A 21,534-nucleotide genomic window follows, 5' to 3' on the forward strand; every position below is an offset into this window, starting at 1 on the left:
TATGACATCTGCTTGCTTGTTGACGCGTACGGGCTGCTGGCTGACCCTGGGGTGGCTGGCGTTTTCGGTCCAGGCCCAGCCTGTGCCCGCGGCAGAGGCCGCACCGTCCCCCCAGGAGCTGCAACAGCGCGCACAGCAGCGTGCGCAGGAGCGCCAGGACATCCTGCACACGCGGTCCCAGATCGACGCCCGCAGGGTGGAGGGCGAGAAAGCCTGCTGGCAGCGCTTTGCGGTGGACAACTGCCTGCGCGAAGTCCGCGCCCAGGCGCGCGAGCAGGACACCGCGCTGCGCGAGCGCGAGCTGCGCATCAACAGCGAGGAACGCCAGGAAAAGGCCAGCGAGCGCCTGCGGGCCATCGAGCAAAAGCAGCGCGAGAAGCACGCGCCGGCGCCCATGACCTCCAGCACCAAGCAGGGCGCCCAGCCGGCGGTCAAGACGCCGGCGGAGCTGGCCCGCGAGCAGCAGGAGCGCCAGACCGCGGCCCAGCAGCGGGCTGCCGCCCAGGCGCAGCGCGAGGCGGCGCACACCGCCGGGGTGGCCGAGCGCGAGGCCAAGTCCGAGGCCGAGCGCGCCCAGCGCGTGCAGGCGCTGCAGGATAAGCAAAAGGCGGCCGAGGCGCGCCGCGCCCGTGGCGCAGAACCGCGTCGTGGCGAACCCTTGCCCACTCCCAAGGGCTTGCCGCAGCCCTAAAAAAAAGGAGCTGTTGGCGCAAGCCAATCGCGCGTTTCACATGGTTTTATAGGTGATTCGCCTACAAAACCTGCGCAACCAGCTCACTTTTTATTGAAAACACCTTGCTGCCCCTGAACCTGCACGACCAAGTGGCCGCCGCCTTTGTCCAGGATGGCTGGCTGGCGCGTGCAGAGCCGCACTTTCGCCCACGCCCCGGCCAGACGGCCATGGCCCTGGCCGTGGCGCGCACCGTGGAAGACGGCGGCGTGCTGGTGGTCGAGGCGGGCACCGGCGTCGGCAAGACTTTCTCCTACCTGGTGCCAGCCCTGCTCAGCGGCCAGCGGGTGCTCATTTCCACGGCCACCAAGGCGCTGCAGGACCAGCTGTTCCTGCGCGATGTGCCGCGCCTGGTCCAGGCCCTGGGCCTGCCCCTGCGGGTGGCGCGGCTCAAGGGGCGCTCCAGCTACCTGTGCCTGCACCGCCTGGGCCAGGTGCACCAAAGCCGGGTGCCGCTGGACCCGCAGGTGCTGCGCGCCGTGGCGCGGGTGCAGGACTGGTCGCACGGCACGCGCAGCGGCGATCTGGCCGAGCTGCCGGGCTGGGTGGAAAACTCCACCGTCGCGGCCATGGTGACGTCGACCAAGGACAACTGCGTGGGCAGCGCCTGCGCGCACTGGGAGCAGTGCCACGTCAACACCGCACGCGCCCAGGCCCTGGCTGCCGATGTGTGCGTGGTCAACCACCACCTGTTCTTTGCCGACATGGAGGTGCGCGACTCTGGCGTGGCGCAGTTGCTGCCTTCGGCCGGCGTCGTGGTGCTGGACGAGGCCCACCAACTCAATGAAACCGGCATCCAGTTTGCCGGCTGGACCCTGGGCACGCGCCAGCTGCAGGGCTACATCAAGGATGTGCTGGCGGAGGTGACCCTGCATGCGCGCGGGCTGGCCGACTGGATGCAGCTGCTGGCACAGCTGGAGCAGGCCATCAACGCCTGGCGTGCCGTCGGGGGCGCATGCCCGCCCGGCAGCCGCCTGCGCTGGCTGGGCGTGGCGCCGGAAGGCTTGACCGAGGCCAGCTGGCGCCAGGGGCTGCATGCCGTGGGCCAGGCCCTGCGCGCGCTGCTGCTGGCCTTGGCCAAGGTGGCGGAAACCGCCCGCGCCCTGCTGCCGCTGTACGAGCGCGGTGCGCGCCTGCTGTCCCAACTGGCCAGCTTTGCCCAGCCGGTACCCGATGACGCCGTGCGCTGGCTGGAGGTGACGCGCCAGCACTTGAAGCTGATGGAGTCGCCGCTGAGCATTGCGCGGCTAATGCGCGCGCACATGGAACCCGAGGCGCAGGAAGAGGGGGGCACGCCGCCGGCGGCACCCCGCGCCTGGATCTTCACCTCGGCCACGCTGGGGGATGACGCGGACCTGCGCTGGTTCACGGAAACCTGCGGCCTGCGCACGGCCCAGGTGCTCAAGGTGGACAGTCCCTTCGACTATGCCCGCCAGGCCGTGCTGTACGTGCCCGAAGACATGCCCGAGCCCGCGCAGCAGGCCACCCACAGCGCCGCCGTGGCGCAGCTGGCGGCCGAAGGGGCCCTGGCGCTGGGCGGGCGCACGCTGGTGCTGACCACCACGCTCAAGGCGCTGGACAGCATTGGTCAGCACCTGCAGCAGCGTTTGGGGCTGCTCGAGCCGGTGGATGTGCTGGTCCAGGGGCAGAGCCCCAAGCATGTGCTGATGGAGCGCTTTCGTGCTGGCACTGTCCAGGGGCGCGGCTGCGTGCTGGTGGCCTCGTCAACCTTCTGGGAGGGGGTGGACATTCCGGGTGATGCGCTGCAACTGGTGGTGATCGACAAGCTGCCATTTCCGCCGCCGGACGATCCGCTGGTGGAGGCGCGCTCGCGCCAGCTGGAGGCCGTGGGTCGCAGCCCCTTTGCCGACTACATGCTGCCGGAGGCGGCCATGGCCTTGAAGCAGGGCGCGGGCCGCCTGATCCGGCGTGAAACCGACCTTGGCATCCTGGTGGTGGCCGATGTGCGCCTGCGCACCAAGGCCTATGGCAGACGGCTCGTCCAGGCCTTGCCGGCGATGCACCGGATTGGATCGGCGGCGGCCTGGCGCCAGGCCCTGGGCCGGCTGGCCGAGGGGGCATCGCCGGTCGAGGAGGACTGAAGGGCAGGCGCGCGGTGCACGGCCGTGGGCTTGCTCCACCGTCGGCAAAATGGGGGAGTCCGAAAAGCAAAATGCCCGCGTGGTGGCGGGCATTGGGGCAAGCTGGTTGTGCTTGCAGTATTTGGTAGGCGCGATTGGATTCGAACCAACGACCCCCACCATGTCAAGGTGGTGCTCTAACCAACTGAGCTACGCGCCTGTGTTTGTTCGAAGCGCAAACTATAGCAGCTTTCTAAGTGCCTTCCGGGCAAATGCGCAAAAATTTCCAGTGAAAAAAGGGGGGGTGCGCTGGGTGGTCCACCCAGGCCATCACCAGAGTTTCCACCAGGGGCCTTTTTTCTGGGTGGTCTTGGTGGCGTCCGGCGCATTCGCAAAGTTGGCTTCGCGCACACGCTTGGCGTCGTCGCGCAGGTCGTTCATGCCCAGCTTGTCGTAGGAGTTGACGAGGATGTCCAGCGCTTCCTGGCTGGCGGGCACGCCCTGGTAGTCGGCCAGCGCGGTCTGGGCGCGGGCGATCGCCGCCACGTAGGCGCCACGGTTGTAGTAGTAGCGGGCCACGTGCACTTCGTACTGCGCCAGCGAGTTGACGATGTAGGTCATGCGCTGGCGGGCATCGGGGGCGTAGCGCGAAGCCGGGAAGCGGCTGGTCAGCTCATGGAAGGACTCGTAGGAGTCCTTGGCGGCCTTCTGGTCGCGCTCGGACAGGTCCTGGCGCGACAGCCAGGCAAACATGCCCAGGTTGTCATTGAAGTTCACCAGGCCCTTGAGGTACAGCGCGTAGTCGATGGCAGGGCTGGTGGGGTGCAGGCGGATGAAGCGGTCCAGCGTGGCATGGGCCTGCTCCTTTTCACCGGCCTTGTACTGGGCGTAGGCCTTCTCGATCTGGGCTTGCTGGGCCAGCGGGGTGCCCGCAGCGCGGCCTTCCAGCTTTTCGAACAGCGGCACGGCCTTGTCGAAGGCGCCTGCCGTGGCTTCGTCCCGGGCTTCGGTGTAGATGCGATCAGGCGACCAGTTTGCTGTGGGGTCTTCTTTGGTCGAAGAGCAACCAGCCAGCAGGCCGGCTGCAAACGCAGCAGCAAGAACAGGTCGTGAAATACGCAGCATGACAAACAGCTTTCGGGCAGAAGTTGAAACGAGTTCCGAGTCGGGCCGCCCAGGGACAGCCCGCAATCCGTAATGTGAGGTGCATTGTATAGGGCTAAATCTGGTCTCCCGAAAGCGCATGGCCTCCGTGGATGGCTGTGGGCATGGCGGCGGCTTGGTCAAGGCGGCTCTGTCTTTTTCTACAATCTGTCCCATATGTTTGTTCACTTGCGCCTGCACACCGAGTTCTCCGTCGTCGATGGAACTTGTCGTATCAATGACGTTATCAACGCTGCGGCGGCGGACAGCCAGCCCGCGCTGGCCATTACCGATCTGAACAACCTGTTCGGGGCGCTGAAGTTCTACAAGGCTGGCCGGGGCAAGGGTGTGAAGCCCCTCCTGGGTGCGGAGCTCAACATGGAAGGGCTGGCGGGCGGGCCCACCAGCCGGGTGCTGGTGCTGGTGCAAAGCCAGCATGGCTACCACAACCTGTCGGAAATCCTGGCGCGGGGCTGGACCGGCAATGTCTCCAAGGTCCAGGCGCAGCCGTTTTTCAAATGGGAGTGGCTGCAGGAGCTGGGTGAGGGCCTGCTGCTGCTGTCCGGTGCGAACGCCGGGCCGATTGGCCAGGCCTTGCTGCGGGGGGACACCCAGGGCGCGGCGGACATGGCGCTGCAGCTGGCGAGCATGTTCCCCCACCGCTTTTACCTGGAGTTGCAGCGCGCCGGGCGCAGCGAGGATGAAAAGCTGGTGATGCAGACCGTGCAGCTGGCGGCGCGCCTGCACCTGCCGGTAGTGGCCACGCATCCGATCCAGTTCTACAAGCCGGCGGATTACGAATCCCACGAAACGCGGGTGTGCATTTCCGAAGGTGAGGTGCTGGGCAACCCCAAGCGGGTGCGTCGGTTCACGCGGGAGCAGTATTTCAAGAGCAGCGCCGACATGGAGCAGCTGTTCGCCGACATTCCCTCCGCGATCGAGAACACCGTGGAAATCGCCCGCCGCTGCAGCGTCTCCCTGCTGCTGGGCAAGTATTTCCTGCCGGACTTTCCCACGCCGAATGGCATGTCAATCGCGGACTACTTCCGCCGTGCCTCCTTCGAGGGGCTGGAAGAGCGCCTGATGCTGCTGTTCCGCGATGTCGCCGCGCGCAACGCCAAGCGTCCGCAGTACGTGGAGCGCCTGGAGTTTGAGCTGGGCATCATTTTGAAGATGGGCTTTCCCGGCTACTTCCTGATCGTGGCTGACTTCATCAACTGGGCCAAGAACAATGGCTGCCCGGTGGGCCCGGGTCGTGGCTCGGGGGCGGGCTCGCTGGTGGCCTATGTGCTCCAGATTACGGACCTGGATCCCATCCACTACAACCTGCTGTTCGAGCGTTTCCTGAACCCCGAACGGGTTTCCATGCCCGACTTCGACGTGGACTTCTGCCAGGCCAACCGCGACCGGGTGATCGACTACGTGAAGGACCGCTACGGCCGCAATGCGGTCAGCCAGATCGCGACCTTCGGCACCATGGCCGCACGGGCGGTGATCCGCGACGTGGGCCGGGCCATGGACATGAGCTACACCTTCTGTGACGGCATCTCCAAGCTGATCCCGAACAAGCCGGGCCTGCATGTCACCCTGAAGTACCCGCCCAACCCCAAGAAGGAGGGCGACAAGTACACCTATGCGATCGAGGCGGAGCCTGTGCTGGCGCAGCGCATCGAGCAGGAGGAAGACGTCAAGAACCTGATCGAGCTGGCGCAAAAGCTCGAAGGCATGACCCGCAACATCGGCATGCACGCCGGGGGTGTGGTGATCGCGCCGGGCAAGTTGACGGATTTTTGCCCCTTGTACCAGCAGCCGGGCAGCGATTCGGCCGTGGCGATGTTCGACAAGGACGACGTGGAGCAGATCGGTCTGGTGAAGTTCGACTTCCTAGGCCTGGCCACGCTGACCATCCTGGAGATCGCGCGCGAGTTCATCATGAAGCGCCACAAGGGCCAGGAGAACTTCCGTTTCGAGGAAATCCCCCTGGACGACTACCCGACCTACAAGCTGTTCCAGGAGGGCAAGACCGAGGCCGTGTTCCAGTTTGAATCGCGCGGCATGCAGGGCATGTTGCGCGACGCCAAGCCTTCGCGCCTGGAAGACCTGATCGCGCTGAACGCGCTGTACCGCCCCGGCCCCATGGACCTGATCCCGTCCTTCGTGGCGCGCAAGCACGGGCGCGAGCAGATCGAGTACCCGCACCCGCTGGTGGAGCAGGTGCTGGCCGAAACCTACGGCATCATGGTCTACCAAGAGCAGGTGATGCAGACGGCCCAGGTGCTGGGCGGTTATTCGCTCGGCGGCGCCGACTTGCTGCGCCGGGCCATGGGCAAGAAGAAGGTGGAGGAGATGGTCAAGCACCGCGCCACCTTCTGCGAAGGCGCGGCCAAGCAGGGCATCGATGAGCACAAGGCCGGTGAAGTGTTCGACCTGATGGAGAAATTCGCGGGTTACGGCTTCAACAAGTCGCACGCGGCCGCCTATTCGCTGCTGGCCTACCACACGGCCTGGCTCAAGGTGCACTACACGGCGGAATTTTTCTGCGGGAATATGACCGTGGAAATGGACAACACCGACAAACTCAAGGTGCTGTACGAAGATGCGCTGAAGATGGGCATGAGCTTCGAGATGCCCGACGTCAACCGCGGCGTATACCGCTTTGAGCCCGTCACGGACCAGGTCATCCGCTATGGCCTGGGTGCGATCAAGGGCACGGGTCAGCAGGCGATCGAAGCCATCATCGCCGCGCGCGAAGGCAAGGGTGTAGGCCCGGACGGGCATGTCAAGGGACCCTTCAAGAGCCTGTGCGACTTCTGTGCGCGCGTGGACCGCAGCAAGCTGAACAAGCGCACGCTGGAGGCTCTGATCAAGGCCGGGGCCTTCGACAGCATCCACCTGGACCGCGCGGCGCTGGTGGCCTCGGTCGACCATGCGTTCGAGTACGCGAACGCCCAACTGGCGAATGCCAACCAGGGCGGCCTGTTCGACATGATGGGCGACGATGCCCAGGGCTCCAGCACCCAGGAGCCGGCCCTGGCCGAAGTCCTGCCCTGGGGCGTCAAGGAGCGCCTGACGCAGGAAAAGCTGGCGGTGGGTTTTTACCTGTCGGGCCACCTCTTCGACGAGGTGGAGCACGAGGTGCGCAATTTCCTGCATACCCCGCTGAGTGAACTGGGCGACAGTCGCGAGCCGCAGTTGCTGGCCGGCATCGTGAGTGATCTGCGCGTGATCAACGGCCAGCGCGGCAAGCTGTGCCTGTTCAAGCTGGACGACAAGAGTGCGGTGCTGGAGGCCTCGGTGGACGAGGCCACGTTGAATGCCCACAGTGATCTGCTCAAGGACGACGAGTTCGTGGTGCTCAGCGGTCGCGTGCAGCACGACCACTTCAGTGGCGGCCTGCGCATCAAGGCGCAGAACGTGTTCAGCCTGGCCGATGCGCGCTGCCGCTTTGCGCGCTATCTGCAGGTGGATGCGGCCCACAAGCTGCCGGATGTGCAGCGCCTGCTGCGGGAGTTCCCGGCGCAGCGCGAGGTCACACCAGAGGGCGAACTGCGGCGTGGCCTGCGCGTGCGCCTGGGCGTGCGCTGCGAGGCCGATGGCATGGCGGCCTTGGCCGAAGTCGATCTGGGCGAGCAGCACAAGTTCTACCCCAGCAATGCGGCCCTGGCGGCATGGCGCGCCGAAGTCGGCACGGCCAGCTGTCAACTGGTGTGGCGCAACGCTTGAGGCAGTTCCTCCTCAGACTCCATGTAGGCCTGCAGCTTGCAGTGTCCTACATGATGTTTCTTGAAATATCCCTAATCGGTCCCAACTCAGCCCAGGAAGAATGAGCTTGGGCAGATCGCTAGAATGAAATTCATGGCTACCCCACCAATCCCGCACCGCCCCGCCTCGCCTGACCCCATCTCTCGGGAGGACGATGACCAGGCCGTGGTGCTGGAGCGGCGCACGCAAAAGCTGGCGCCACCCCCGATGTACCAAGTAGTCATGCTGAATGACGACTTCACACCGATGGAGTTCGTGATCGTGGTGTTACAGGAATTCTTTGGCAAAGACCGGGAACAGGCGACGCAAATCATGCTCAAAATCCATCTGGATGGGCGGGGCGTGTGTGGCGTTTATTCCAGGGACATTGCAGCCACCAAGGTGGACCAGGTGATGCAAGCAGCCCAGCAGGCGGGACATCCGTTGCAAGCTGTCAGCGAGCCTATTGAATAAATGGCAATTGCCCCGACCTACCAAGTCAGTCAAGTAACCCGCAAGCACAAAGGAGCGAACGCATGATTGCCCAAGAACTGGAAGTCAGCTTGCACATGGCGTTTGTTGAAGCGCGTCAACAACGTCACGAATTCATAACCGTGGAGCACCTGCTGCAGGCCCTGCTGGACAACCCCAGTGCGTCCGATGTCCTGCGCGCCTGCTCCGCCAACATTGATGACCTGCGTGCCTCTCTGAGCAACTTCATCAAGGACAACACCCCCCAGGTCGCCGGCACGGAAGAGGTCGACACGCAGCCCACGCTGGGTTTCCAGCGAGTGATCCAGCGCGCCATCATGCACGTGCAGTCCACCGGCAACGGCAAGAAGGAGGTGACGGGTGCCAACGTGCTGGTCGCCATCTTCGGCGAGAAGGACTCCCACGCCGTCTACTATCTGCACCAGCAGGGGGTGACGCGCCTGGACGTGGTGAACTACATCGCTCACGGCATCCGCAAGAGCGATCCGCCCGAACCCGCCAAGTCCGACAACGGCATGGAGGGCGAAGAAGCATCCATGGGCAACGAGCGTTCCGAGAAGGCGTCGCCGCTGGAGCAGTACACGCTGAACCTGAACCAAGCCGCCAAGGAAGGCAAGATCGATCCGCTGATCGGCCGCGATTACGAGGTCGAGCGCACCATCCAGATCCTGTGCCGCCGCCGCAAGAACAACCCGCTGCTGGTGGGTGAGGCCGGCGTGGGCAAGACCGCGATTGCCGAAGGCCTGGCCTGGCGCATCACCGAGGGCACGGTGCCCGAAGTGTTGTCCGAAGCCGTGGTCTATTCGCTGGACATGGGCGCGCTGCTGGCGGGCACCAAGTACCGCGGCGACTTCGAGCAACGCCTCAAGGGTGTGCTCAAGACGCTCAAGGAAAAGCCCAATGCCATCCTGTTCATCGACGAGATTCACACCCTGATCGGTGCCGGTGCGGCCTCGGGCGGTACGCTGGATGCATCCAACCTGCTCAAGCCCGCCCTGTCCAGCGGCCAGCTCAAGTGCATTGGCGCCACCACGTTCACCGAGTACCGCGGTATCTTCGAGAAGGACTCGGCCCTGTCGCGCCGCTTCCAGAAGGTGGATGTGGTTGAGCCGACCGTCCCAGAGACGATTGAAATCCTCAAGGGCCTTAAGCCCCGCTTCGAAGAGCACCACGGCGTGAAGTACGCGACCGAGGCACTGCAGGCGGCAGCCGAGCTGTCGGCCAAGTACATCAATGACCGCCACCTGCCCGACAAGGCCATTGACGTGATCGACGAGGCCGGTGCCGCCCAGCGCGTGATGGAAGTCAGCAAGCGCAAGGGCACGATCGGCCGCCTGGAGGTTGAGGAAATTGTGGCCAAGATCGCCCGGATTCCCCCTGCCAACGTCTCCAACGACGACCGCAGCAAGCTGCAGACGCTGGAACGCGACCTCAAGAGCGTGGTGTTCGGTCAGGACAAGGCCCTGGAAGTGCTGGCCAGCGCCGTCAAGATGGCGCGCTCCGGCCTGGGCAAGCCCGAGAAGCCAATTGGCTCCTTCCTGTTCTCCGGCCCGACCGGTGTCGGCAAGACGGAAGCCGCCAAGCAGCTGGCCTACATCCTGGGGGTGGACTTGATCCGCTTCGACATGTCCGAGTACATGGAGCGCCATGCCGTCAGCCGCCTGATTGGTGCACCTCCGGGCTATGTGGGCTACGACCAGGGCGGTCTGCTGACCGAGGCCATCACCAAGAAGCCGCATTCGGTGCTGCTGCTGGATGAAATCGAGAAGGCGCACCCCGACATCTTCAACGTGCTGCTGCAGGTCATGGACCACGGCACGCTGACAGACAACAACGGGCGCAAGGCCGACTTCCGCAACGTGATCATCATCATGACCACGAATGCCGGGGCCGAGACCATGCAGAAGGCGACCATCGGCTTCACGACACAGCGCCAGCCCGGCGACGAAATGGGCGACATCAAGCGCCTGTTCACGCCCGAGTTCCGCAACCGCCTGGACGCCATTGTCAGCTTCAAGCCGCTGGACGAACAGATCATCCTGCGCGTGGTGGACAAGTTCCTGCTGCAGTTGGAGCAACAGCTGGCCGAGAAGAAGGTGGAAGTCACCTTCACCGACAAGCTGCGCAAGCATCTGGCGGCCAAGGGCTTCGATCCTTCGATGGGCGCACGCCCGATGCAGCGCCTGATCCAAGACACCATCCGCCGCTCGCTGGCCGACGAACTGCTGTTCGGTCGCCTGGTCAACGGTGGTCGCCTGGAAGTGGACTGGGATGCTGCCGCCAACAACGGCGTGGGCGATGTGCTGCTGGAGATCAGCAGCGTGCCGCAGGCGGAGACCAAGTCCGAGCCCGCCGAGCCTGAAGAGGCGGCCGCTGCAGACTGAGCGTCTGGCGCGCAGCCAAAAGCCGACAGTGTTTGCACTGTCGGCTTTTTTTGTGTCGGCAAGGCGGTGGCTACCGGTCAGTCCGGCTACAGTCTGTGCCCATATCAGAAGGAGGAGATGTGGAGGCGATATCACCCTGGTTGACGCGCGAGCATGTCGTCGGGCTGCTGTCCATCCTCTGGCCTGCCTATGTGGCCGTGGTCGGGGTGTGGATCGTGCTCCAGCGCCGCGCGCCGGTGGCCACGCTCAGCTGGTTGCTGTCAATGGCGGTGATTCCGGTGCTGGGGCTGGTGATCTATTACTTCCTGGGCCCACGGCGGCTCAAGCGCCAGCGTCTGCGGCGCCTGCGCAGCCGCCGCCGTTCGCGCGTGCGCGGCAGCATGGCGCGGCTCAAGGAGAAGGTGCCGCAAGCCCCCGAGCGCCTGCACCAGGTGGTCAAGCTGGTGGCCGCGGCCACGAATTTCCCCGTCAGCACCGCCGACCGGGTCGAGCTGCTGGTGGGCGGCGCCGCCACCTTCGACAGCATCCTGGCGGCCGTGCGCCAGGCGCGCCAGCACATCCATCTGGAGTACTACATTTTTGAGCCCGACCAGACCGGGCTGGGCCTGATCGCGGCGCTGTGTGAGAAGGCGCGCGAAGGCGTGGCCGTGCGCCTGCTGGTGGATGCCCTGGGTTCCAAGCGCCTGGCGCGGCGGCATTACGCGCTGCTGGAAGCCGCTGGCGGCGAGGTGGCGTTGTTCCACCCCACGCGCCTGGGGCGGCGCGTGCGGCCGGTCATCAATTTCCGCAGCCACCGCAAGATCGTGGTAATCGACGGGCGCATCGGCTACACCGGCGGCGTGAACATCACCGACGAGGAGGACAAACGCATCCAGTCCGATGCCTACCACGACGTGCACGTGCGGCTGGAGGGGCCGGTGGTCAACTGGCTGCAGACGGTGTTCCTCGAGGACTGGGCCTATGCGCTGGACTATGCGCGCAAGACCGAACCCCGCGAATGGGAGGCCCTGCTGCCCGAGCTGCCCGATGGTGACCAGGTGGTGCAGATCATGACCTCGGGCCCGGACAGCAACATGGAGGCCATCCACCGCGCGCACGTTGCAGCCATCCATGCCGCACACCAACGCGTATGGCTGACCACGCCGTACTTTGTGCCCACCGAGGCGGCCATGCTGGCGCTGACCAACGCCGCCTTGCGCGGTGTGGACGTGTGCCTGCTGGTGCCGGAAAAATCAGATTCGCGCATCGTCACTGCCGCAGCGCGCTCCTACTTTGACGAGCTGATTGCCTGCCGCGTCAAGGTGTTCGAGTACCACGCCAGCATGCTGCACTCCAAGACCATGCTGGTGGACGACATGGTGGGCATCATCGGCACGGCCAATTTCGACAACCGCAGCTTCCGCCTGAACTACGAGGTCTGCGCCGTGGTCTATGGCGAAAGCTTTGCCGCCAAGCTGGAGCAGCAGTTCTACGAAGACCTCAAGCTGGCCCGCCGCGTGGGCTATGCGCGGCCCCAGCACTTCGTGCAGCGCCTGGGCGACTCGCTGGCGCGGCTGTGCTCGCCGCTGTTGTAGTGGATGCTATTGATCCAGGAGCTTCTTGCGCTCGGTAAATAAGGTTTTCCGGCTGGAAAGGCTTGGAAAGCCATATAAATCCAGCGCAGGCCGCTCTCTCTTTGACGGAAGCTGGCGTGCGGCATACTCGCAGCATGGCTGAACACACCTTCCTCTGGCACGACTACGAAACCTTTGGTGCCAACCCCCGCTATGACCGGCCCGCGCAGTTCGCGGCCATCCGCACGGACTTGGAGCTCAACGAGATCGGCGAGCCGCTGATGTGCTACTGCCAGCCCGCGCCGGACTACCTGCCCAGCCCCGAATCCTGCCTGATCACCGGCATCACCCCCCAGCAATGTCTGGAGCAAGGCCTGCCCGAGGACGCCTTTGCGCGCCAGATCGAGGCCGCCTTCACCCAGCCCGGCACCGTTGGCGTGGGCTACAACACCATCCGTTTTGATGACGAGGTGACGCGCTTCCTGTTCTGGCGCAACCTGATCGACCCGTATGCGCGCGAATGGCAGAACGACTGTGGTCGCTGGGACCTGCTGGACGTGGTGCGCATGGTCTACGCCCTGCGCCCCGAGGGCATCCAGTGGCCCACCAAGGAAGACGGCAGCCCCAGCTTCAAGCTCGAGGACCTGGCCCGTGCCAACGGCCTGCTGCACGACCAGGCCCACGACGCACTCAGCGACGTGCGCGCCACCATCGCGCTGGCGCGGCTGATCCGCGAGCGCCAACCCAAGCTGTTTGAATTTGCCTTCGGCCTGCGCAAGAAAGACAAGGTGCTGCACGAAATGGGCCTGCCGGCCGAGCAGTTCGACGCGCGCCCCTTCCTGCATGTCTCCGGCATGATCCCGCCGCAGCGCGGCTGCATTGCCGTGATGTGGCCGCTGGCCCAGCACCCGACCAACAAGAACGAGGTCATCTGCTGGGACCTGAACGCCGACCCGGCCGAGCTGGCCAGCCTGGACGCCGACACCCTGCGCCTGCGCATGTTCACCAAGGCGGCCGAGCTGCCTGAGGGCGTCACGCGCCTGCCCATCAAGGGCATCCACATCAACAAGTCGCCCATGGTGGTGCGCAACCTCAAGACGCTGACGCCCGAAATGGCGGCGCGCTGGGGCATCGACATGGACACCTGCCTGGCGCACGCCGTCACCGCGCGGGCGCTGCCCGACATGAGCGCGTTGTGGAAGCAGGTCTACAGCCGCCTCGAAGGCCATGGCCCGCAGGATGTGGACCAGGACCTGTACAACGGCTTTGTCGGCCCGGCCGACCGCCGCCGCCTGACCCAGCTGCGCGCGCTGAAGCCGCAGGAGCTGGCTGTGGACCGCACCGGCTTTGACGATGCGCGCCTGGCCGAGCTGGTGTTCCGCTGGCGCGCCCGCAACTGGCCTGACAGCCTGAGCGAGCAGGACACTGCCCGCTGGCAGCAGCGCTGCGCTGCTGCGCTGATCGATGGGCAGGGCGGCGCCCGCACGGCCGCCCAGATGTTTGCCCAGATCGACGCCCTGTCGGAAACCCTGGAAGACGAACGCTCCGAAGACATCCTGGGTGCGCTCTACGACTGGGCCGAAGCCATCGTCCCCGAGCAGTGAAGCGCCGGAGGGCGTTGAATTTGTAAAGAAAATGGCTGCTGGCGCAGACCTGGCAAGCGCTTGCAGCTATCAAAATTGGGGATTGTGTGGTCTGCGGCTTGGTGGGCAAGCGCCAGGTCTGCCAGCGCACCGCTGCCGAAGGGCACGGCGCCAGGCTCGATCATCCCAGGTCCCACCACCCCAGGTTTGGGAAGTTCCGCCTCCGCGGCGCGGCTCGCAGCGAACTCGGCGCCCCGGAGGGCGCTGCATGGCCACCGCCACCCGCATCGGCCATGGACCGGGCCATGTCCCGCCCTGCGGCTGCATGCCCAGGGCCTGCCAGCGCACGCACGATGCACCGCTGATGTCTGTAGCCCCCCCATCCCCCTGCGCTGATCGCTGTGGGCTGGCGAATTCAAAAGCAAGACCCGGAGTGCTGGAGGCGGGCGCCGCATCTACAGTGTCGACATGCAGTTTTTGGAAGAAAGGCGTGACCATGTCGAAGCAGACTGAGGCCCTGGCACAGGCCGTGGTGTCCGATCCCCGCTGGGCCGCGGTCGTTGCGCGCGACCGGCAGGCCGATGGGCAGTTCTTTTACGCGGTCAAGACGACGGGGGTGTACTGCCGTCCCTCGTGCGGCGCCCGCACACCGCGGCCCGAGAACGTGGGTTTCTTCCAGACGCGCGCGGCGGCCGAGCAGGCAGGCTTTCGCCCCTGCAAGCGCTGCAAGCCCGAGCAGCCGCCACAGCGGGTTCAGCACGCGGAGCTGGTGGCCCGGCTGTGCCGCCACATCGCCGTGGCCGAGACGCCGCCCAGCCTGCAGGAGCTGGCCCAACTGGCCCAGATGAGTACTTTCCATGTGCACCGGGTGTTCCAGGCAGTCACCGGCGTGACGCCCAAAGCCTATGCCACCGCGCTGCGCGCCGAGAAGGTGCGGGCGGAGCTGGGGCGCGCCAGCTCGGTCACGCAGGCCATCTACGAGGCGGGCTACAACTCGAGCGGCCGTTTCTACGACGCTTCGCAGCAACTGCTGGGCATGGCGCCCTCCACCTACCGGGGCGGCGGGGCGCAGGTCACGATCCGCTTTGCCATCGGCCAGTGCTCGCTGGGGGCCATCCTGGTGGCCGCCAGCGTGCGCGGCCTCTGCGCCATCCTGATCGGCGACGATCCGGACGCCCTGGCGCGGGACCTGCAGGACCGTTTCCCGAAAGCGGAGTTCATCGGCGGCGATGCCGAGTTTGAGCAATGGATGGCCCAGGTGGTTGGTTTTGTCGAAATGCCCAAGCTGGGCCTGGACCTGCCGCTGGATGTGCGCGGCACGGCCTTCCAGCAGCGCGTCTGGCAGGCGCTGCGCGATATTCCCGTGGGGCAGACCGCCAGTTACACCGACATTGCCCAGCGCATTGGTGCGCCCCAGGCCGTGCGCGCCGTGGCCGGGGCCTGCGCGGCGAATGCGCTGGCGGTGGCCATTCCCTGCCACCGCGTGGTGCGGACCGATGGCAGCCTGTCGGGCTACCGCTGGGGGGTGGAGCGCAAGCGCGCCTTGCTGGCACGGGAGGCCACGCAATGAGCGCGGGGGCGGTGGAGCGTCTTTCGCAGCGCCTGGCCGTGGTGGACTGGGCGGCGCTTGGTACAGCGCTGCACCTCCACGGCAGCGCCGTGATCCCGCAGTTGCTGGCGCCGCAGGACTGCCGCGCCCTGGCGGCGCTGTATGCGCAGGATGCGCCGTTCCGCAGCCGCGTGGTGATGCAGCGCCATGGCTTCGGTCGCGGGGAGTACAAGTACTTTGCGGCACCCTTGCCGGATCTGGTGGCCAGCTTGCGCAGCAGCGTCTACGCCCGGCTGGCACCGGTGGCCAACGATTGGTACGCCCGGATGGGCCTGGCACCGCGCTTTCCTGCAGCGCACCCCGACTTTGTGGCGCGTTGCCATGCGGCCGGGCAGTGGCGACCGACGCCCCTGCTGCTGCAGTACCAGGCCGGTGATTACAACTGCCTACACCAGGATCTGTATGGCGAGCACGTCTTCCCCCTGCAGATGGTGGTGCTGCTGGCGCAGCCAGGCCAGGATTTCACGGGCGGGGAGCTGGTGCTGACCGAGCAGCGGCCGCGGATGCAGTCGCGCGTCGACGTGCTGCCCCTGTGCCAGGGCGATGCCGTGGTGTTTGCGGTGCAGCAGCGCCCCGTCGCGGGCACGCGCGGCAGCCACCGTGTCCGCATGCGGCATGGTGTGTCGCGCATCCGCTCCGGGGTGCGCCATGCGCTGGGCATCATCTTTCACGACGCCGCCTAGGCCTGCGTGCCATTCCCACTTTCTACATACCCCGTGACGCCCATGTCCACCGCATTCACCCTCACGCTGGCGCTGCCCGCTGGCTTTCGGCCGCAGGACATCCTGGCCTTCCACCGGCGCGATCCGCAGCACACCGCGGAACGGGTGGGCGATGCTGAACTGGAAAAAGGCCTGCTCTGGTGGACCTCGGCCGCCCGGTTGTCGCTGCGCTTCACACCCCAGCAGGTGCATGCCGACTTGCACGTCGATGGCATAGCGCCCGACAGTGACCAGGCGCTGCTGGCCGCCATGGTGGGCCGCATGCTGGGCCTGCCGCAGCAGGTGGAGGCGTTTGAGCTGTGCCATGCGCAGCACCCCCAGCTGGGGGCGCTGATCGCCCGCCACCCGGGCTTGCGTGTGCCGGTGGCCGCGACCCCGTTCGAGGCGCTGACCTGGGCCATCACCGGCCAGTAGATCAGCGTGGCTGCGGCGGTCTCGCTGCGCCGCAAGCTGATTTTGGCCACCAATCTGCGCCACAGCAGCGGCTTGCGCTGCTACCCCGGGGCTGAACAGATCGCCGCGCTGCCGCCGCAAGCGCTGCGCCAGGCGGGGTTTTCGGCCGCGAAGACCCAGACCTTGCAGGCGGTGGCCGATTTGGTTGCTGAGGGTGCGGTGCCGCTGGACGCCTGGGCGCTGCACTTTCCCGGCGAGCAGGCCGTGAGGGAACAACTGCTGGCCATCCGTGGCATCGGCCCATGGACCGTGAACTACACCTTGCTGCGCGGTTATGGCTGGCTGGACGGGTCGCTGCATGGCGATGCGGCGGTACGCCGTGGACTGCAAACGCTCTGGGGGCGGCCGGACAAGGTCAGCCAGCAAGAGGCCGAGGACTGGCTGGCCCCATTCTCGCCATGGCGTGCGCTCGTGGGGGCCCACCTCTGGGCGGCGCAATCGTCAACGGCCTACTGAAGGCGCGATGAAGGAAGACGGGTCAAACCGCGGCGCGGCGCCAGCTTTGGCTGGCGTGCGGTCTCGTCCTAGTTGGGGATGTGCTGCCCGCAAACACTGTCACCGCAGGCAAAGGAATCGGTACGGAGTGACTGGCGTCTTGGTGTCCCAGCGATCTGCGGGATTAGGGCTTGAAAAGCAGCGGGGGATGCGGGCTACCTGCAAGCCACAGCCCTGTGCGACAGATGCTGTGATGAAAAAAGGAGGCTGGTGCCTCCCTTGTGCGTGTGGTCCTCGCGGGCGCTTCAGGCCGCCACAGGCTCTGCCATGCCCTGGTGGCGCAGCAAGGCGTCCAGCTGGGGTTCGCGGCCTCGGAAGGCTTTGAAGTTGTCCATGGCGCTGCGGCTGCCGCCCATTTCCAGAATGTTGTGCAGGTACTTCTGCGCCGTAGTCTGACTGGTGCTGCCGTCGGAGCCCTGGGTTTCTTCGAAGGCCGCATAGGCGTCGGCGCTCAGCACCTCGGCCCACTTGTAGCTGTAATAACCTGCCGCATAGCCACCCGCAAAAATGTGGCTGAAAGTGTTGGTGGAGCGGTTGTAGGCGGTCGTGGGCAGCACGGCCACTTCAGCGCGCACCTGTTGCAGCAGGGCGTTGTAGTCGGCATCGGGCTGGTGCTCGGTATGCAGCAGCATGTCGAACAGCGCAAACTCGACCTGGCGCAGCGTCCCCATGCCCGCCTGGAAGTTCTTGGCGGCGATCATCTTGTCGTACAAGGCGCGCGGCAGGGGCTCACCGGTCTCCACATGGGCAGTCATGTGGCGCAGCACATCCCATTCCCAGCAGAAGTTTTCCATGAACTGGCTGGGCAGCTCCACCGCATCCCATTCCACGCCGTTGATGCCGGACACGTCCTTTTCGTTCACCTGGGTCAGCATGTGGTGCAGGGCGTGGCCAGATTCGTGGAACAGGGTGATCACGTCATCGTGCGTCAGCAGCGCGGGCTTGCCATCCACGCCGTCGGCGAAGTTGCAGACCATGTGGGCCACGGGCGTTTGTAGCAGGCCGGTGTCGGGGCGCAGCCAGCGGCTGCGCACATCGTCCATCCAGGCGCCTCCGCGCTTGCCCTTGCGCGCGGGCTGGTCCAGGTAGAACTGGCCCACGGTCTGGCCCTGGCGCTCCAGGCGGTAGAACTGCACAGCAGGGTGCCAGACGGCGGCTGTGTCACGGCTGATCTTCACATCGAACAGGGTCTCGATGATCTTGAACAAGCCATCCAGCACCTTGGGGGCCGTGAAGTACTGCTTGACTTCCTGCTCGCTGAAGGCGTAACGCGCTTCCTTGAGCTTTTCGGCGATGTAGGTCCAGTCCCAGGGCTGGGGATCGCTCAGTCCCAGTTCCTTGGCGGCAAATGCGCGCAGGTCAGCCACGTCCTTTTCGGCGTAGGGGCGCGCACGTTGCGCCAGGTCGCGCAGGAAGCCGATGACCTGCTGGGGCGACTGGGCCATCTTGGGGACCAGCGAGACTTCGGCGAAGTTGGCGTAGCCCAGCAATTGGGCCTCTTCCAGGCGCAGGGCCAGGATTTCCTTGATCAGGGGGGCGTTGTCGTATTGCACGGCGTCGCCTTCGGCCTGGTCGGAAGCGCGCGTGACGTAGGCGCGGTAGAGCTTCTCGCGCAAGGCGCTGCTGTGCGCAAACTGCATCACCGGCAGGTAGCAAGGCATCTTCAGCGTGAGCTTGTAGCCATCCTTGCCCTCGGCCTGGGCGGCGGCGCGGGCAGCCTGGACCACGTCGGCAGGCACACCGTCCAGCTCGGCTTCGGTGGCGTAGTAGGCCCAGGTGTCGGTGGCATCCAGGGTGTTTTCGCTGAACTTTTGCGCCAGCTCGGCGGCGCGCTCCTGGATCTTGGCAAAGCGCTCGCGTGCCGCGCCCTGCAGTTCGGCACCCGACAGCACGAAGCCGCGCAGGGCATTGGCGTGGGCCTTTTTCTGCTCGGCCGTCAGGCTGTTCACGTCAATGGCCTTGTACTTGGCGTACAGGCGCTCGTCAGCCCCCAGATTGGTCCAGAACTCGGTGATTTTGGGCAGCACCTCGTTGTAGGCGGCGCGCAATTCGGGGCTGTCGGCCACGCTGGACAGGTGGCTGACCGCGCTCCAGGCCATGCCCAGCTTCTCGGTGGCGACATCCAGTTCCTGGGCGATGGCATTCCAGTCGGCCGGAAAATCGGGGGCCGTCACCGTTTCCAGGGCCGCGCTGGCACGTGCCATCAAGGCCTCGATGGCGGGAGCGACGTCCGACGGGGTGATGCGGTCGAACAGCGGCAGGCTGGCAGTTTCAAGCAAAGCATTGGTCATGCCTGCTATTTTGCGCCATCCGTACAGGTTTCAAGGTGGTGTTCGAACACGACCACGGCGTTGCGTCCGTGTAATTTGGCCTGGTACAGCGCCTGGTCCGCGCGCTGGATCAGCCGCGCGGGTTCGGTGCCATGGGCGGGGAACAGTGCCAGCCCGCAGGACAGGGTGGTCGACAGGGATTGGCCCTCCACCCGCAACTGCTGCATGGCGAAGTCCTGGCGCAATTGCTGGGCCCGCGCCAGCGCGGCGTCCGGCGTGACTTCGGAGAGCAGTAGCAGGAACTCATCGCCGCCATAGCGGCAGGCCGTATCACCCGCCCGGCAATTGCGCAGCAACAGCTGGGCCAGGGTCTGCAGCAACTGGTCGCCCACAGCATGGCCGTGGCGGTCGTTGATCTGCTTGAAATGGTCGATGTCCAGTAACAGCACGGCCGCACCCGAGCCCATCACGGCGCAGCGCTGCAGCTGCAGTTGCATGGTTTCATCGAGGTGGCGGCGGTTGTACAGCCCGGTCAGCGGATCGCGCAGGGCCAGCTCCGTCAGCTGGGCCTGCAGCCGGTGGTTGGCTTCGAGTTGCTGGCGCAGCTGGGCGCGGTGGCGGTGCAAGGACGTGGCGCGCAGGTAGGCGTCGTAGGCGAAGGCCAGGATGTACAGGCCGAGCGTGAACATGCTCAGGCCCGTGGTCAGCAAGCTGGTGTCGGCCTGCCAGGGGGTGGGACGCAGCCCGTGCATCACCGCGATGCCAAGCGCCATGCACAGCGTGGCCTGGACCCAGCCGCGAAAGCTTTCGAACACCAGCAGGTTCATGCTGACGCCGATGTACATGGTGAAGGTGATCCACAGCGGCAGGCCCAGAAAGCTGCACCACAGTCCGAAGCCCAGGCCATCGAGCAGCATGTTGCGCACTTCGACCTGACGCTGGCGCTGCTGGGGCAGGCGCCGGGTCAGCAGGTAGAGCACCTGCGGGTACACCACGAACTGCAGCACCAGCAGCAGCCAGGCGATGGGGCCGGGTTGCCGGTCTGCCATGTGCGAGGCCACGGTCAGCGCCAGCAGGACGAAGAAGATCGACCGGTTTTTCCAGTTCATCCGGACGATCCAGTGGACGCCCGCGGTGGGTGCGATGGAGTCTGGCTGCATGCTTGCTCCTCTGTGGCGGTATTCGCCGAACCACTGTAACAGAGCGTTGTGTATACAAAACGCGACTGCCTGTGGCCCTGGGAACAACCACTAGAGAGCCTGTATCTGTGCCAAATAGGGTGCTAGCGCCCGCGCAGAGCGCGCAGGTAGCTATGAAATGCAGAGTGCCATGGTGCCCGCCCGCAGTCCCGGCAGCGGGCCGGCAGGCGCTTTAGCGGGCTGCTGCGGTGCGCTCGGCCGCTTCCATGGTGTTGACCAGCAGCATGGTGATGGTCATGGGGCCCACGCCGCCGGGCACGGGGGTGATGTAGCCGGCCACATCCTTGCAGCCGTCATAGTCCACGTCGCCGCACAGCTTACCTTCGGTATTGCGGTTCATGCCCACGTCGATCACCACGGCACCCGGCTTGATCATGTCGGCGGTCAACACGTTGACCTTGCCCACGGCCGCCACCACGATGTCGGCCTGGCGGGTCATGGCGGCCAGGTCGGCCGTGCCGCTGTGGGTGATGGTGACGGTGGCGTTGGCGGCCAGCAGCATCATGGCCATGGGCTTGCCCACGATGTTGGAGCGGCCGATCACCACGGCGTGCTTGCCGCGCAGGTCCTTCATGCCGATGGATTCCAGCATCTTCATGCAGCCGTAAGGCGTGCAGGCCTTGAAGCCGACCTCACCCACCATCAGCGCGCCGGCGCTGGCCACGTGGAAACCGTCCACGTCCTTCAGGGGCGAGATGGCTTCGATGACCTTGTGGTCGTCGATGTGCTTGGGCAGGGGCAGTTGCACCAGGATGCCGTGGATGCTGGGGTCGTTGTTCAGCGCGTCAACGCGGGCCAGCAATTCGGCTTCGGTCATCGAGGCGTCGTACTTCTCCAGCACGGAGTGGAAGCCCACGTCTTCGCAGGCCTTGACCTTGTTGCGCACATACACCTGCGAAGCCTGGTTGTCCCCCACCAGCACCACGGCCAGACCGGGCTTGGTGCCCTGGGCAGTCAGGGTGGCGGCGCGCTGGGCAACTTCGGTGCGCAATTGGGCGGAGAGGGCTTTGCCGTCGATGATTTGGGCTGTCATGGTGTATCTGCGTCAGAAATAAAAATACTGCCAGCGACCTGTTTCC

At 65.6% G+C, this 21,534-nt stretch carries 15 protein-coding genes and 1 tRNA gene; 11 read left to right on the forward strand and 5 right to left on the reverse strand.

Annotation, left to right across the window (positions count from 1 at the left end):
• Position 1: 1 nt before the first annotated feature.
• Positions 2-691, forward strand: coding sequence for a hypothetical protein (locus FYM52_RS09315; RefSeq protein WP_154163869.1), 690 nt, complete (start codon positions 2-4; stop codon positions 689-691).
• Positions 692-798: 107 nt separating this feature from the next.
• Positions 799-2,832 carry an ATP-dependent DNA helicase gene (locus FYM52_RS09320; RefSeq protein WP_154163891.1) on the forward strand — a complete coding sequence of 678 codons (2,034 nt, stop codon included), beginning with the start codon at positions 799-801 and terminating at the stop codon, positions 2,830-2,832.
• Between the two features lie 122 nt (positions 2,833-2,954).
• Here FYM52_RS09320 and FYM52_RS09325 read toward each other — a convergent pair.
• Positions 2,955-3,031 (reverse strand) — tRNA-Val (locus tag FYM52_RS09325).
• Between the two features lie 110 nt (positions 3,032-3,141).
• Positions 3,142-3,936 carry an outer membrane protein assembly factor BamD gene (locus FYM52_RS09330; protein WP_042418525.1) on the reverse strand — a complete coding sequence of 265 codons (795 nt, stop codon included), beginning with the start codon at positions 3,934-3,936 and terminating at the stop codon, positions 3,142-3,144.
• A 195-nt stretch (positions 3,937-4,131) separates the two neighbouring features.
• Here FYM52_RS09330 and dnaE point away from each other — a divergent pair, with 195 nt between their 5' ends.
• The 9 genes from dnaE (at position 4,132) to FYM52_RS18895 (ending at position 16,947) form a co-directional block, all read left to right on the forward strand.
• Positions 4,132-7,677, forward strand: a complete 3,546-nt coding sequence (gene dnaE / locus FYM52_RS09335; protein ID WP_154163870.1) for a DNA polymerase III subunit alpha — start codon at positions 4,132-4,134, stop codon at positions 7,675-7,677.
• 132 nt (positions 7,678-7,809) lie between these two features.
• Positions 7,810-8,169: an ATP-dependent Clp protease adapter ClpS gene (clpS, locus tag FYM52_RS09340; protein WP_225890621.1), complete on the forward strand. Its 360-nt coding sequence runs from the start codon at positions 7,810-7,812 to the stop codon at positions 8,167-8,169.
• A gap of 62 nt (positions 8,170-8,231) precedes the next feature.
• A complete protein-coding gene (clpA, locus tag FYM52_RS09345) occupies positions 8,232-10,571 on the forward strand; it encodes an ATP-dependent Clp protease ATP-binding subunit ClpA (protein WP_042418521.1) in 2,340 nt (779 codons plus the stop codon).
• 119 nt (positions 10,572-10,690) lie between these two features.
• Complete coding sequence (gene cls, locus FYM52_RS09350) at positions 10,691-12,145, forward strand: cardiolipin synthase (RefSeq protein ID WP_162524688.1); 1,455 nt, start codon at positions 10,691-10,693, stop codon at positions 12,143-12,145.
• Positions 12,146-12,279: 134 nt separating this feature from the next.
• Positions 12,280-13,728, forward strand: coding sequence for an exodeoxyribonuclease I (sbcB, locus tag FYM52_RS09355; RefSeq protein WP_154163872.1), 1,449 nt, complete (start codon positions 12,280-12,282; stop codon positions 13,726-13,728).
• Between the two features lie 475 nt (positions 13,729-14,203).
• Complete coding sequence (gene ada, locus FYM52_RS09360) at positions 14,204-15,277, forward strand: bifunctional DNA-binding transcriptional regulator/O6-methylguanine-DNA methyltransferase Ada (protein WP_154163873.1); 1,074 nt, start codon at positions 14,204-14,206, stop codon at positions 15,275-15,277.
• Positions 15,274-15,999 (forward strand): 2OG-Fe(II) oxygenase, encoded by a 726-nt coding sequence (locus FYM52_RS09365; protein ID WP_154163874.1) that lies wholly within the window; start codon positions 15,274-15,276, stop codon positions 15,997-15,999. The genes ada and FYM52_RS09365 overlap by 4 nt, the downstream gene beginning before the upstream one ends.
• A 42-nt stretch (positions 16,000-16,041) precedes the next feature.
• Positions 16,042-16,452, forward strand: coding sequence for an AlkA N-terminal domain-containing protein (locus tag FYM52_RS18890; RefSeq protein ID WP_238826163.1), 411 nt, complete (start codon positions 16,042-16,044; stop codon positions 16,450-16,452).
• A 6-nt stretch (positions 16,453-16,458) separates the two neighbouring features.
• On the forward strand, positions 16,459-16,947 hold the full coding sequence (locus FYM52_RS18895) for a DNA-3-methyladenine glycosylase (RefSeq protein WP_238826164.1): 489 nt from the start codon (positions 16,459-16,461) through the stop codon (positions 16,945-16,947).
• A 284-nt stretch (positions 16,948-17,231) separates the two neighbouring features.
• Here FYM52_RS18895 and FYM52_RS09375 read toward each other — a convergent pair whose 3' ends face one another.
• From FYM52_RS09375 to folD, 3 genes are all read right to left on the reverse strand, one after another.
• Positions 17,232-19,277: a M3 family metallopeptidase gene (locus tag FYM52_RS09375; protein ID WP_154163875.1), complete on the reverse strand. Its 2,046-nt coding sequence runs from the start codon at positions 19,275-19,277 to the stop codon at positions 17,232-17,234.
• Between the two features lie 5 nt (positions 19,278-19,282).
• The gene (locus tag FYM52_RS09380) at positions 19,283-20,416 is read right to left on the reverse strand and encodes a sensor domain-containing diguanylate cyclase (protein WP_154163876.1); all 1,134 of its coding nucleotides are present in this window, start codon (positions 20,414-20,416) and stop codon (positions 19,283-19,285) included.
• 211 nt (positions 20,417-20,627) lie between these two features.
• Positions 20,628-21,488 carry a bifunctional methylenetetrahydrofolate dehydrogenase/methenyltetrahydrofolate cyclohydrolase FolD gene (gene folD / locus FYM52_RS09385; protein WP_154163877.1) on the reverse strand — a complete coding sequence of 287 codons (861 nt, stop codon included), beginning with the start codon at positions 21,486-21,488 and terminating at the stop codon, positions 20,628-20,630.
• Between the last annotated feature and the right edge of the window lie 46 nt (positions 21,489-21,534).

It is taken from the genome of Comamonas sp. CAH-2 (assembly GCF_009668305.1).
Taxonomy (GTDB): Bacteria; Pseudomonadota; Gammaproteobacteria; order Burkholderiales; family Burkholderiaceae_C; genus Comamonas; species Comamonas aquatica.

What these genes read in the sequence shown, in the direction of transcription:
- FYM52_RS09315 (WP_154163869.1), top strand. Translation starts at nt 2, where the DNA reads ATGACATCTGCTTGCTTGTTGACGCGTACGGGCTGCTGGCTGACCCTG.
- FYM52_RS09330 (WP_042418525.1), bottom strand. Translation starts at nt 3,936, where the DNA reads ATGCTGCGTATTTCACGACCTGTTCTTGCTGCTGCGTTTGCAGCCGGC.
- dnaE (WP_154163870.1), top strand. Translation starts at nt 4,132, where the DNA reads ATGTTTGTTCACTTGCGCCTGCACACCGAGTTCTCCGTCGTCGATGGA.
- clpS (WP_225890621.1), top strand. Translation starts at nt 7,810, where the DNA reads ATGGCTACCCCACCAATCCCGCACCGCCCCGCCTCGCCTGACCCCATC.
- clpA (WP_042418521.1), top strand. Translation starts at nt 8,232, where the DNA reads ATGATTGCCCAAGAACTGGAAGTCAGCTTGCACATGGCGTTTGTTGAA.
- sbcB (WP_154163872.1), top strand. Translation starts at nt 12,280, where the DNA reads ATGGCTGAACACACCTTCCTCTGGCACGACTACGAAACCTTTGGTGCC.
- ada (WP_154163873.1), top strand. Translation starts at nt 14,204, where the DNA reads ATGTCGAAGCAGACTGAGGCCCTGGCACAGGCCGTGGTGTCCGATCCC.
- FYM52_RS09365 (WP_154163874.1), top strand. Translation starts at nt 15,274, where the DNA reads ATGAGCGCGGGGGCGGTGGAGCGTCTTTCGCAGCGCCTGGCCGTGGTG.
- FYM52_RS18890 (WP_238826163.1), top strand. Translation starts at nt 16,042, where the DNA reads ATGTCCACCGCATTCACCCTCACGCTGGCGCTGCCCGCTGGCTTTCGG.
- FYM52_RS09375 (WP_154163875.1), bottom strand. Translation starts at nt 19,277, where the DNA reads ATGACCAATGCTTTGCTTGAAACTGCCAGCCTGCCGCTGTTCGACCGC.
- FYM52_RS09380 (WP_154163876.1), bottom strand. Translation starts at nt 20,416, where the DNA reads ATGCAGCCAGACTCCATCGCACCCACCGCGGGCGTCCACTGGATCGTC.
- folD (WP_154163877.1), bottom strand. Translation starts at nt 21,488, where the DNA reads ATGACAGCCCAAATCATCGACGGCAAAGCCCTCTCCGCCCAATTGCGC.